This is a genomic window from Streptococcus sp. HMSC034B03, from assembly GCF_001838575.1.
Taxonomy (GTDB): Bacteria; Bacillota; Bacilli; order Lactobacillales; family Streptococcaceae; genus Streptococcus; species Streptococcus anginosus.
Genome location: NZ_KV837619.1, coordinates 255,971 through 269,538 on the forward strand (window position 1 = coordinate 255,971; position 13,568 = coordinate 269,538).

A 13,568-nucleotide genomic window follows, 5' to 3' on the forward strand; every position below is an offset into this window, starting at 1 on the left:
CACTAAAAAATTCTTGAAGAAAGGGTAGTCCTTTATGAATTTCCTTCTTGCGCCCGAGTCAAACACAAAAAGCGGTCATCCATTCAATTCATGAACGGATTCCCACTTTTAGCTTTCTTTATCTGAGAAAAAAATTGTAAATCGCATTCGTTTGTCATCAACAGCTTCAAAGCGATAGCGCAAATGATGATTTTCCAAAATCTGTTGCACGATAAAGAGTCCCAGACCTGTTCCACCATCTTTGCGGTTACGACTGTAATCCGGACGATAAAATGGCTGAAATATTTGCTGGATTTGCTGTTCATCCAACACATGTTCTGCATCATTTTCAATGATTAACTGACTGTCTTTAATCATTAAAAGAATCTCTCCGCCGGCTAAGGTATAATGGAAAGCATTATCTAGTAAATTTTTAATAGCTTTCAGCAAATAAGTCTTGTTGCCATGCACTTGAAGCTCTTCTAACTGTACAGTAAATTGATAGCCTTTCACATCAGCTAACATCTTATAGCTGCTCAAGTTTTCCTCCAAGAGCTGATTAAGTGAAAAGTCCTCTTCTTCAGCTTCTATTCGCATTTCAATCTTAGAAATTGCCAAGATAGACTGTACAAGTTTTGATTGCTCTTCCAAAATTTCACGACATTTATGCAGGTATTTATCTTTATCTTTGAAGTCACCAACACCGTAAATCATACCATCCACAATTCCCATCATGCTGGTAATCGGCGTTTTCAGCTCATGAGAAGTCATCCGTAGAAATTCTGCTTTCTCACGTTCACTTTCAGCAACTTTCTCATTTTCCAATCGCAGCGCTTCAATACTTGTCAAAAGATTGTTATACAGACTGTTAATATCTTGAGCGAGAGTGGAAATTTCATCTCGCCCTTTGACAGGACAAGCCACATCTGGAGAAAGAGTTGCCATTTTTCGCGTGCTCTCTGAAATATCTGTAATGCGTTTGGTTGCAAATCGACTATAAAGAAAAGCCACTATACCACCTAACGTTAACGAAAAGAATAAGATATAAGGATAAAGACTTAACAACACGTAAGTAGCATCCGATATTGGTTGGAGCGAATATTCCCCACGTAAGGTCAATGTGGTCCCTTCTGCCGTTCTTATCTTCTTGCTCATACTTTTAGTTTGATTATTCAAACTCATGTCAGAAGGTAAAATTGTTAATTGGAATTCTCCCTTTTCATTAGCTAAATCAATATGTGGATAAATAAGTTTTCCTTTCGCATCTAATATACTAAACCAGACGCGTGTATTCTTTCGATTGTAGTCACTTAAAAGCTTTCCTATATCATCTGACGGTTTTCCTTGAACTTGCTGAGCAATCTGAAAGAACTCACTTTTAGCTTCTCGATGCTTGACTTGCTCATAATAAACAGGCATCACAAAATAGAGTGTTGTTAAAACCGTTGTCACGACAATAAAAATTATTGTTCCTGTCAAAAGAAAATGCTTTTTAGCAATTCTCACTCTTCTTCTCCTCCAAGTTGATAGCCCATACCAGTAATGGTTTTAAGAGGAATTCCTGGAATTTTTTTGCGAATATTCTTCACATGATTGTCCAATACACGACTATCCAGTTCGCTATAACCCCAAATTGTATTCATCAATTGATCCCGAGTCACCAAATGATTTTTTCTTTTAGCTAAAGCTTGGATAATTTCATATTCTTTTTTAGTAGGAGACATTTTCTCTTCTTGCCAATAAACTGTACAATCGTCAATTGAAACACGTAAGTCTCCAACGACAATCTCTGATTCTGTCACAGTACTCCGGAAAATATTTTCAATGCGTTTCATCAAAATAAGTGGCGAAAATGGTTTGGTAACATAATCACTGATAAGGTGATTAAAGCTGACCAGCTGAGTATATTCATCATCTAGTGCAGTTAACATCATAACTGGTACCTGCGACGTCTTCCGGATTTCCTTCAACACATCCAAACCGCTCATAGAGGGCAACATAACGTCCAAAATGATGAGGTCAAACGATTTTTCCTCAAATTCACGTAGGGCTTCTGCCCCGTCAAAAACTGGTGTCACCTCATAATGATTTTCTTTCAAAAATTCACAAATCACTTGATTAATCGTAGTGTCATCTTCTACTACTAAAATCTTATGCATTTCTTACTCCTTAAAATATAGATATAAAATTAAATGACTGCTAATCAATGTAAAGATTACTTTTATTATACAACAAAATAGTGAACTTACAAAGATTGAACCGTGATGTAGGATAAAAACTTTCTTCCAAAAAACTAAACATTTTTCAGAAGTCAAACAGACAACCATAATTGTTAGCACAAACACCCACAAATCTATTTTTATTGTATCAAAGTTATCTGTTCCCATCCTATCTCGAATCTATTTTTTATCTATTTTTTCATTATAAAACTGACAGCAGCTTTCATTTGTGAAAACCATTTCATTTCTTTTTGTGTTATAATAAAAGTATCAAATATTTCGAGGTGAATGATGACACAAACAGTTTATTTTGGAACTTATACACGTCGTAGCTCAGAAGGAATTTACAAAGCTGATTTTGATACTAGCACAGGAGAACTGGCAAATTTAACACTTATTGTAAAAGAGCCAAATCCTACGTATTTAGCTTTTGACAAGCAGCATCACCTGTACTCTGTCGGAGCTGAATATGGGGAAGGAGGTATTGCAGCTTACAATAAAACATTCCAATTACTCAACCATGTTGTAGCTGAGGGAGCTCCTCTCTGCTATGTGAGTGTCGATGAAACAAGAAGTCTTGTCTACGGAGCAAACTATCATAAGGGGCAAGTCTTAGTTTATAGACGACAAGAAAATGGCAGCCTTAAATTAGTTGATTCTGATGTTCATATCGGCTACGGTCCTCATGAAAACCAAGCTGCTGCTCATGTGCATTTTGCAGATTTAACACCCGATAAGTATCTGGTTACGTGTGATTTAGGGACTGACGAAGTCATTACATATGACATTAGTGATTATGGTCGGTTAATCCGATTAGATACCTATCACGCGACATCTGGTGCTGGTCCACGTCATATCGTATTTCATCCTCATTACAAAATCGCTTATCTTATTTGTGAATTAAACTCTACCATTGAAGTTTTAATTTATGATGGTGATGGTCAATTTGAACGCCTACAAACTATTTCAACCTTACCAGAAGACTTTTCAGAATTTAATGGAACAGCTGCTATTCGTTTATCTACAGATGGTCGGTTCCTTTACGGTTCTAATCGTGGGCATAATTCAATTGCTGTTTACAAAGTGGTAGGAGACGGAACTCTTGAACTTGTAGAAATTGTTCCAACTAACGGAAAAAATCCACGAGATTTTAATATTACACCAGATCAACAGTATATTATTGCAGTTCATCAGGACTCAGACAATGCCACTGTCCTCAAACGCGACCCAGAAACAGGAAAACTAACAGAAATCTCACATGATTTCTTTGTCCCGGAAGGCGTTTGTGTTGCTTTTACTCATTAAAAAATAAGGGGATTACATACCTATTTACACAATTGCACAGTATAGTTGTCAAATTTACAAAAATCATGTTTTAAAAAACTACATATTGTGATTGGTGTAGACTGTTATATAATTCCTAAAATAAAAAACGCATTCCTGCTGAAATCTGAGATTTTCATTCAATATAAGTAGAAGAAAATTTGAAAGGCATTGGTTATAAGTTTATAAGATCAAGTTATTGAACATTTCTCAAAAACAATTAAAATTACAATAAATAAGATTGTCTGCATGAACAAGTGATTTATCTGATTCAAAATTATATGAAAAATCACTTGAGAAAATATCTTAAACGAATAAAAAATTAAACTTGTTTGAAGAAGACCAAAATAAACTGATAAGCAACTTTTTAGGAATTAAAATTTAACCTACTTTGACAGATTCTTTGCCCTAGAAAGGGAATACACTGCAAAATACAAACTATATTATTTATAGAAAAAACACCTCTAAAGCTAGACTAGACATCAAAATCTAACTTTAGAGGTGTCGTTTCCTTTCGTCTATCTAACGAATGCTCTGCCCATAATTTTTGCTACCACCCATAATTGGGCTCCATGCAAGTAACCATGGCATTTAGCAGTTCTTCAGGACTAACTATCTTCAAGCCTCCATAAACAGGATCCTGAACCATATAAGACGGATCCAAATAATATACATAGGCAACATCTGCCCCATCTGCTGTTAGCACATAGCCTACTCCGATAACATTGTGCTCACCGCTTCTGCCGGGATACATTTTTGAATTATCAAAAGTATAATACATTGGATAACCGTCATTGATATTTTGAATCAGACGCTGCTTGAATAACCTCATATCTTCTGAATCAGAACTTGGATTTGTCACTGTGGCCAATCTATATCCCGCCTGATTGCCATAAGGAGCATCATAGCCAAACATATATCTATTCAAAACTCTTATCGCATTGCTGTTATGTGTCCCGAAAGATTCATCTGTTCCCATTTCATTAGCTAATTGAGCCTGATCAACATTTATCCCTCTACTAGCTAACATCATGGAAACTGTTGCCGGAGCGCAGTAATTCCAATAACGCTGGATAATGAGAGGTACATTTAACCGCACTCTCTGCCCTCCCACAGCCTGAACCTGACTGCCTTGCATACCTTTTTAAATCAACAGCCCCGCTGCAACACTAGGGTCCATCGGAGGATTTTCCTCCACCCTCTCACTTGGTTTGACTTCTCCTGACTCCCCGCCTTGTGTTGGACTTGTTTGCGGGTCACTGCTAGACTGTGAGGACGCTACCGAACTCTGTTCTTTATCAGAACTTTCTGATTTTTTACTAGAATCTACAGTTGACCCCTTTGTAGCATCTGTCTTATTTTTAGACTTAGATTGCTCAGAAACTTTCGAGGAAGACGTGCTATTGTTTTTGGAGGAAGGTGAAGAATTTTGACTACTAGCACAAGCAGCTAGTGCTATGATTGACAGCAAACACACTAGCATTCCAATATTCTTTTTCATGCTTGTCACCCCTTTCTTTTATTCATCAAAGGCGAGGTATCTCATTACAGAATTGTCATTGGTGAAAATTTGTCCCTTCTCAATTTCTTTTTCATCCTTTAAAAAATCAACCCAGAAAATACCTGTTTTTGATAATAGAATAATCCCATCATCATAGTTGTAATTAATCATTTTTTTAAGATCAAATAAATAATATTGTGGTCTAACCCTATCTTTATCAATTCTATCGCCTAAAAATGTAATATAATTTCCTTTATAATCAAGAGTTTCAATCCAATTGGAAGAAAAGAATTGTTTTTCTGTTTCTATATTTCCTAAAGATAAATAGTTTATTCCAAGTTTATATTCGGATATAATAACATTTTTATCATTAGAAAAAAGCCCATTATAAAAGTTATCTTTCCTAGATAATTCCTTGACTTCTTTTTTTAATTCGTCATGTTCATTATATTTAATTATCTTGGTAATTTAATGACTGTTATCTATTAAAATATAATATACATTCCCATTAAAATAAATTGGGTGACTACTATTTTCTTTTTCAATTACTTTCATGTTTCCAGACAATAAATCAAAGGAATACGTTCTATAAATATCAGACTTATAAAACATATTCATATATAATTTATTACCCTGTCTCGCTATTTGCGTATAATGAATAGGATTTACATTTAAAACTGAATGAATGATTTTATAGTCACCCTCACGTAAATTAAAGATAAAATATATTGATTTACGATTTACTTGATCAAATTCCTCAAAAATAATGTAATCTTTATCGGCATAATTAACAATAATAGTTACTATTTCCGATGTTTTATCCACATATTTTATTTTTTTAAAACTTCTATCTTTAATGTTTAGAACTGCCAAATAATTTTCACTTTGATTATTCATATCATACGCTTCACCTATGACTAGTGAATCATCTGTAAGATAGGTAGGAGTGAAATATACCCCTTCAGGATAAGAAATTTTTATAGAAGGTTTCAATAATTCTTCAGATGCAACAGTTTTAAATGCTGTTGCATCTGAAATCTGGTTAGTTTTTGTCTCAGTTGAATTACTTGATAAACTCGCATTATCCCTATTTGAACAACCTGTTAAAAGAAGAAGAACAATGTAAATCAAAAAGAGGGGATAAATTCTAACTAAACTATTACCATGCATAACCACGGCCACCAGTTGCATAGCTCATATTTCGAATCGTAACTCGTTGGTTCATAACAAAACCACCATATCTTCCATATCCTGGGTCAACATATGTAACCGAGTTCCCGTTATCAAAATAGTCTCCTATAACACCAAAATGATACAAAGCTGTTCCGATATTATGACCTTGAAGATACACATCCCCAGGGCTTTCCATTGTATTTACCATAACTGGATTTCCCCAACTCAGTGCCTCTGTAATATGATTTTTCATTTTATTAATTTGTGTATAGGTGTGCCACTCCCAATTAAATCTATATCTTGAACCAGCTACAACAGCATTCAATGCATTGGCTACTCCATTACCAGCATTAGTACCATTGGTTGTAGTCCCCAATAGTGCAGCCATTTGATGTTGGCTTTTATTATATCCTAATGACCTAACAATCATAGAAGCCGATGCTGGTCCACAGTAATAATCATTAATCTGTGTTTGGAATGGTATATTTAAAATAACTTGTTGTGGCTTTGCTTTCAACGTATTTGTTCCTGAGCCTATCTCAAGAGGAGGGTATTCTGAAGGTGTTAACAAATCAACACCTCCATTAACCACTTTTTACTCCTTTATTTTTATTAAACAAATGCATCCGCTTACACTTTAATTTTAATGTTTTTCTTTTAATTTGTCAACTAATTATGTATAAATATCCAATGTCAAATTCAATGGTAATTTCTTAAAGTCACCTCCAGTTTTCATCACAAATAAGAGTTAGATTGAAATGACAAAATAGTGCAAAACATTAGTAGGACTTATTAAACTAAAATACAAACATTTAACCCTCTCAGACCGTAATGACATTCAAATGAGCATTGAACAGAAAAAGCTTTCTATAAAATCAGTTCACAAATTGCTACCATTATTCTGGGCTACTTAAAAAAACATTGCCTACTTTTTGACTGATCCGAAAGTAAAGAATTAAAAAACACCTATACATTTATCCATTGAGGATCCACGTAATTTTCTTATAAAAAGGAATAGAACAATCGTATTTTCATATAATACAAATAAAGAGAAGGAAATAAACCTTCTCTTTATTTGTATAACTTTTCAATTTAAAATCGGATATTTTCTCGTGTTTTTTCATACGATGTAACAAAACGATTGGTTACACCGGGCTCTACTACATCCAATGCTTGTGAGATTTCTTCAAATGAAGCTTGATAATCAAAATCATTCTCAAAAATTTCTAATGCACGGTCGAAAGCAGTTTGTACACCTTCATCAAATGAACGATAGCGATTCGAATACTGTAATAATTGTTCTGTCAACGTTGCATTTTCAACAATTCGATAGGTTTCATTTTCAAGCTCATTCATATCATTTGTCAAAATTTCCAGCATACGATTCACCGATTCAATATTGACACGATACTGCTCCAATTCTGCCACTAAGCTTTCCGTGTTATCACTTGCAGTAAAGAAAATGGTCAGGAAGTTCCGTGGAATACCTGGCAGATTGCGTTTTTCCATATAACGTTTAATTGTATGCAGTTTGTTGATATAAATATTGACTTTTTGTCGAGCATTGGCATCATCTTTTTCAATTTTAGCCAATTTTTCACTCAGTACTAACTGCTCATCTTCAATTTCTTTCACGCGTTTTTGAATTGTTTCAAGATTTTCTTGAAGAACAGAATAAGCTTGTTTTCTTTCTGAAGAATCTTCAATAGCTTCTAAAACAACATCATCTAAACTCGAAAGTTCACTTTGAAGGCGACGAACATGATTCGTATCGCTTTCTGTCAAGAGATACAATTTTGAAAGGCGGGCAATCTCTGTCAAAAGATTTTGATTGTTTTCTTTTGTATGACCTAAATAACCTGGTAAACTATTGACTAATTTGACAACTACTTTATGTGACTTGATTTCACGGTTAAACATGTCATATAAAGCATCCATTTCTTCTTGGATTTGCGTATTTTCATATTGTGCATTGTCTAATTCCAAACTAGCAATGTTTTCACTGTTACGTTTCAAACTAGTATGCAGCTGTTGGAAGCGTGATTCAATATCAGTTTCAATAAAGTGATAACCGGATTCCAGTAATTTGCGATGACCAGACTCCAAATCTTCCAACTGTTCTGGTAACTTTTGATCTAATTCTGATACAAGCTCTGGGATTTTTTCCACAATATGCGTTAAAGCAAGGATATGATCTTCTGTTTTATCTAAAATTTCTGCTGCTTCAACAGGGTCTCCCGATGAATTCAAGGTTACAAATTGAGAGAATTCAGATTGAATTTTCTCTAATTGTTTTTCAATCTCAGGAAGTGCTGAGCCATAACTTTCTGTATCATTTGCCACAGACACTTGCAACTTTTCAAATAAATCCAAAGCATGCAAGACACGACCACTATTTTTAGATTCTTGCTTTTCTAATTCAGCAAGTGCATTGCGAATAGCAGTAATATCTTCTTCAATCAAGTCAATTTGACTCTCGATTTTATCAATACCATGCTTTGCTTTTAGAAACCGAAACGAATTATTGTAACCTTCTGTTTCAAAGAGGTTGTTTTCGATGTCTGCAAAAGAATTTAAAGAAAGGTCAACCCATTTTTGATTCCATTCACGAAAAGCCACTTGACTTTGTCCAATCAAATGCATGTTTTTAACCGCTTCTACTTCATCATTTACAGGAAGATTATAAAGTTCTTCTTTGCGATCTTCTAACTTAGCAAGCAAGGCATCATTTCTTTTTCTTAATAAGACAGCAGTTATGTAAGCAACAATCAAGAGAACTGCTATCACTATGATTAGTATGATTAGTCCGTTAGACATGTAAAACTCCTTCAAAATATTACTTGAAAATAATCATGATTATTATATCATAATTTTCTTGGTAAATGTGAATTTTTTCAGATTTTTTTAAACGTCCAATGTACTGTATACGGCGTTCTCTTCGATAAATTCACGACGAGGTTCTACACGGTCACCCATTAGCATATCAAAAATCTTGTCCGCTTCTGCTGCATCATCGACTGAGACACGCGCCATTAAGCGATGTTCTGGGTTCATCGTTGTTTCCCAAAGTTGGTGGTCGTCCATTTCTCCCAAGCCTTTGTAACGTTGAATACTTGGTTTAGAACGCCCTTCAGAATAACGCTCCAATGCCAACTGTAGCTCTTCTTCTTGATTGGCTCCGGGCTGGATGTATTCTTTCACTTCACTGCCGACTTTCACACCATAAATAGGCGGTTGAGCAATATAGACATACCCCGCTTCTAAAACAGGCTTCATATAACGATAAATCAATGTCAAAAGAAGGGTTCGGATATGCGCACCATCAACATCAGCATCGGTCATAATGACTAATTTTTGATAGCGAGCCTTGCTCACATCAAAATCCGCTCCAAAGCCTGTTCCCATTGCGGTAAAGAGACTACGAATTTCTTCATTGGCTAAAATTTTATCCATGCTGGCTTTTTCAACATTTAAAATCTTACCACGAATTGGCAAAATAGCCTGAAACTCCCGATTTCGACCAGACTTGGCTGAACCACCTGCCGAATCTCCTTCCACGATAAACAATTCTGTTTCATGCGGATCATTAGAAGAGCAATCTGCCAATTTACCAGGTAAGTTGGAGATTTCTAGTCCTGATTTCTTGCGGGTCACTTCACGTGCGCGCTTAGCTGCAATCCTAGCTTTAGATGCCAAAATTCCCTTTTCAACAATTTTTTTAGCAACCGCAGGATTTTCCAAAAGGAAATCTGAAAAAGCTTCGCTAAAGAGACGATTGGTTATTTTAACAACTTCGCTATTTCCAAGCTTCGTCTTTGTTTGTCCTTCAAACTGAGGATTAGGATGTTTGACAGAGATGACAGCTGTCAAACCTTCACGAACATCTTCACCAGTTAGATTATCTTCATTTTCTTTTAAAAGTTTGTTCTTCTTCGCATAGTCATTGATGACACGCGTGAGTGCCGTACGGAATCCTTGTTCGTGAGTCCCACCTTCATGAGTGTGGATATTGTTTGCAAAACTCATGACAGTTTCGTGATAGCCTGTTGTATACTGCATAGCTACTTCAACAGTAATATCATCCATTTCTCCGTCTGTATAAATCGGATTTTCAAAGATAACATCTTTATTTTCATTGATATACTGGACGTAGCTGGCAATCCCACCTTCATAATGGTAATCTTTTGTTTGCTCCAAACCTTCCCGTTTATCGGTAATAGAAATTCGCAGACCACGATTCAAGAATGCTAGTTCTTGCACCCGTTTGTTTAATTTTTCAAAATCAAATTCAACCGTTTCTGTGAAGATTTCTGGGTCTGGTGTAAAATGAACAGTTGTTCCTGTGCGATCAGTCTCGCCGATAATCTCCAGATCCGCTACGACGTGCCCGCGACGGTATTCTTGAAAATGAATCTGACCGTTCTTGTAAACCCGAACATCAAGTTGAGTAGAAAGAGCATTAACCACAGAAGATCCAACACCATGCAATCCTCCAGATACCTTGTACCCGCCACCGCCGAATTTTCCTCCAGCATGAAGAATGGTAAAGACAGTTTCTACCGCAGGACGACCTGTTTTTTCTTGAATATCTACAGGGATTCCACGACCGTCATCAACAACGGTAATCGAATTGTCTTTCTCAATAAACACTTGAATATGTGTTGCAAAACCAGCTAATGCCTCATCAATTGAGTTATCTACAATTTCCCAAACAAGATGATGCAGTCCTTCTTTTGAAGTTGAGCCAATATACATCCCTGGACGCATTCGGACAGCTTCCAAACCTTCTAAAACCTGAATTTGACTGGCATCATAATCTTGTGCTTGCAGTTCTTTATTTTCTTCTGACATACGATTCCTTTTCTATATTTTTATAAATTTCTTGAGATTTTTCATATCATCAAAGAGATAAGTTGCAAAGCCAGCTGATTGACCCGCTTCTGTGTCAATTGAGCGATCTCCGATGACTAACCCATTCTCAATCTGATACTTATCTTTTAAATACAGCATTGACTCAGGATTTGGCTTTCTCTTAAAACCACGATTAGAAGTCACCACTTCTGTAAAGTAGCCTGAAATCCCTGTTTTATCAAGAATCTCTAAAACCTGATCATTCCGATGAGAAATCAGAAAATTACGCCCTCCTTGTGCAACGATATTCTTGAGCAAATCTGCAGCACCTTCAAATAATACTGGATGAGCTAACTCTCTTGCTTCATTCACTTTATAAGTTTGTAAAAATGCAGGAATGTTGGGCGCAAATTGAGCAACTGCATAGGGAGTTGAAACCTTTAGCGCCTTGTAAACATCATCATGGGCAACTTGAATCCCAAAACCAGCTAACGTTTCTACAAATGCAGCCGTTGACGTCTCGTAATTATTGAGGAGAGTCCCCCCTAAATCCCAAATATAATCTTGATAATCCATACCCTTTATTATAACATATTTTTGTAAAAAATGGCGGTAAAAAGGGATAGGAGAGCTTATTTTAGATATGAATTTCCATAAAAAAACTTACTTGGTTAATTCCAAATAAGCTTTAGTATCATAGAACATCAATCACTATAGACATCATTGTAAAGCATCGCCGTTGCAAGCTGCTCACTGTCTCCACCTAACTGATGAACCAGCTCATAAGAAAAAGTTAGAGCAGTTGCGGGACCTCGACTGGTAATCACTTTCCCATCAACAACGACAGTTTGTTTGATGTAAGTTCCAGTTTCAATATCTGACTCGATACCATCGTAACAGGTAAATTGTTTGTTCTTTAAGACTCCTGCACGATTTAGTGCAATCGGTGCTGCGCAAATGGCTGCTATCCACTTGCCTTCTTCTTGCATCTTTTGTAGAGCTAACATCAAACGATCATCATCTCGCAAATTTGTCGCACCAGGCATTCCTCCCGGCAGTACCACCAATTCATAATCATCTAACTTTCCAGTCCAAACTTTATCTGCTTGAACTGCGATACCGTGAGAACCCGTTACCGCTTTTTCAAATCCAATCATGTCACATAGGATTCCTGCACGGCGAAGAACATCCACAATCGTCAATGCTTCAATTTCTTCAAAGCCATTGGCTAACATAACAGCTACTTTTGTCATACTTCTTCTCCTTTATTTTAATTGTTTTAATACTACTTTTTTACGCCTTGTAGGATAATGTGAGCGTTTCTCATCTGAGAGATTATTTTGATAACTTATCGAAAGCAAGAGTCCGACACCAATTAAATTACTAATAATCGAAGAACCACCTTGAGAAATGAATGGAAGTGGGATTCCTGTTAAAGGCAAAATTCCCGCCACTGCTCCGATATTTTCAAAAATATGAAAGAGTAACATCATGATAAAACCAGTAGAAATATAGGTGTAAAATTGATTATTTGATTTCAGCGTAATTTTTAACATACGATAAATCAATAGCAAATACAAGGCAATCACAATCGTTGCACCGACAAAACCAAAATCTTCTGCAATGACAGTAAAAATCATATCACTTTCACGTACAGGCACCAATAGATTGGATACATTAAACCCTTGTCCCCAGAGACCACCACTACCAATTGCTATTTGACCTTGTGCCTGTTGATAAGTAGTGGTTTGAGCGTAGTCAAACGGATTCAGCCAAGCCAAAATACGGTTGATCTGATAGGTTGGCATCCCAATTTGGTGCAAAAAAGCTCGCCCGTCTTTTGAAATGAAGATAAGTAAAAAGCCACCGCCTACAACCAGAATGGTCAAAACAACTGGTACAATGATTTTCCAAGACACACCTGATAAGAGGACAATTCCTGAAAAGATTGCGATAAAGACTAATGCTGTCCCTAGGTCACTCTGCAATGCCAATAAAATCAGAACGGGTAAGGTATAAAGGGCTAACTCAAAAATCAGGAAGAAGTCCAATTTAACCGTTCGCTCTCTATCTTTATAACGCTGTAAAAAATTAACAACAACTCGTGACAACATCAGAATATAAGAAATTTTCATAAATTCAGATGGTTGAAACAAGGTCACATGTCCTATAGTCACCCAGTTTTTTGCTCCTGTTGAAGAGACTAATTCTGAACTATAAAAAATAAGTGGTAGCACCATCAATGCCAATCCGAACACATATAAGTATGGCGTGATTTGCCAAAGAAATTTTGTATTGAATAGCATGATAACCAGACTGATAACTGTCCCTAGAGCAATCCAGGCAATCTGCTGTCCTACAATTGGCCAAACATTTTTTGGATAATCATGACTAACAGCGATATAAATGGCTACAACACCAATAAAAAGCAAACAAAACACCGGTAATATTAAACTATAGTCCACTCGTGAATCAATCGAGCGTTTTTGATAAGGCATATCTCCTCCAACATACGTAATAAA

11 protein-coding genes and 1 pseudogene are annotated in these 13,568 nt (G+C 36.0%); 1 reads left to right on the forward strand and 11 read right to left on the reverse strand.

The window, feature by feature from the left end; all coding sequences use genetic code 11:
• Positions 1–108: 108 nt before the first annotated feature.
• Positions 109–1,485, reverse strand: a complete 1,377-nt coding sequence (locus HMPREF2634_RS01260) for a sensor histidine kinase (RefSeq protein ID WP_003025321.1) — start codon at positions 1,483–1,485, stop codon at positions 109–111.
• Complete coding sequence (locus tag HMPREF2634_RS01265; RefSeq protein WP_003025323.1) at positions 1,482–2,138, reverse strand: response regulator transcription factor; 657 nt, start codon at positions 2,136–2,138, stop codon at positions 1,482–1,484. Before HMPREF2634_RS01265 ends, HMPREF2634_RS01260 begins: the two co-directional genes overlap by 4 nt.
• A gap of 351 nt (positions 2,139–2,489) precedes the next feature.
• Between HMPREF2634_RS01265 and HMPREF2634_RS01270 the strand changes: the two genes are divergently transcribed.
• A complete protein-coding gene (locus tag HMPREF2634_RS01270) occupies positions 2,490–3,503 on the forward strand; it encodes a lactonase family protein (protein WP_041784004.1) in 1,014 nt (337 codons plus the stop codon).
• Positions 3,504–4,071: 568 nt separating this feature from the next.
• On the opposite strand, the pseudogene HMPREF2634_RS01275 reads toward HMPREF2634_RS01270, so the two are convergent.
• From HMPREF2634_RS01275 to HMPREF2634_RS01310, 9 genes and pseudogenes are all read right to left on the reverse strand, one after another.
• Positions 4,072–5,022, reverse strand: a pseudogene (locus HMPREF2634_RS01275) (C39 family peptidase).
• 18 nt (positions 5,023–5,040) lie between these two features.
• A complete protein-coding gene (locus tag HMPREF2634_RS10070) occupies positions 5,041–5,193 on the reverse strand; it encodes a hypothetical protein (protein ID WP_172964232.1) in 153 nt (50 codons plus the stop codon).
• A gap of 297 nt (positions 5,194–5,490) precedes the next feature.
• Positions 5,491–6,213 carry a hypothetical protein gene (locus HMPREF2634_RS01280; protein ID WP_142350288.1) on the reverse strand — a complete coding sequence of 241 codons (723 nt, stop codon included), beginning with the start codon at positions 6,211–6,213 and terminating at the stop codon, positions 5,491–5,493.
• On the reverse strand, positions 6,182–6,787 hold the full coding sequence (locus tag HMPREF2634_RS01285) for a C39 family peptidase (RefSeq protein ID WP_021001491.1): 606 nt from the start codon (positions 6,785–6,787) through the stop codon (positions 6,182–6,184). Before HMPREF2634_RS01285 ends, HMPREF2634_RS01280 begins: the two co-directional genes overlap by 32 nt.
• A 500-nt stretch (positions 6,788–7,287) precedes the next feature.
• Positions 7,288–9,012, reverse strand: a complete 1,725-nt coding sequence (gene ezrA, locus HMPREF2634_RS01290; RefSeq protein ID WP_021001490.1) for a septation ring formation regulator EzrA — start codon at positions 9,010–9,012, stop codon at positions 7,288–7,290.
• Positions 9,013–9,099: 87 nt separating this feature from the next.
• Positions 9,100–11,046 carry a DNA topoisomerase (ATP-hydrolyzing) subunit B gene (gyrB, locus tag HMPREF2634_RS01295; protein WP_003025329.1) on the reverse strand — a complete coding sequence of 649 codons (1,947 nt, stop codon included), beginning with the start codon at positions 11,044–11,046 and terminating at the stop codon, positions 9,100–9,102.
• Between the two features lie 12 nt (positions 11,047–11,058).
• Positions 11,059–11,622 (reverse strand): HAD-IA family hydrolase, encoded by a 564-nt coding sequence (locus HMPREF2634_RS01300; protein ID WP_003025331.1) that lies wholly within the window; start codon positions 11,620–11,622, stop codon positions 11,059–11,061.
• Between the two features lie 128 nt (positions 11,623–11,750).
• Positions 11,751–12,299 carry a DJ-1 family glyoxalase III gene (locus HMPREF2634_RS01305; protein ID WP_021001489.1) on the reverse strand — a complete coding sequence of 183 codons (549 nt, stop codon included), beginning with the start codon at positions 12,297–12,299 and terminating at the stop codon, positions 11,751–11,753.
• A gap of 12 nt (positions 12,300–12,311) precedes the next feature.
• Positions 12,312–13,544, reverse strand: a complete 1,233-nt coding sequence (locus HMPREF2634_RS01310) for an FtsW/RodA/SpoVE family cell cycle protein (RefSeq protein ID WP_003025336.1) — start codon at positions 13,542–13,544, stop codon at positions 12,312–12,314.
• Positions 13,545–13,568 lie beyond the last annotated feature (24 nt).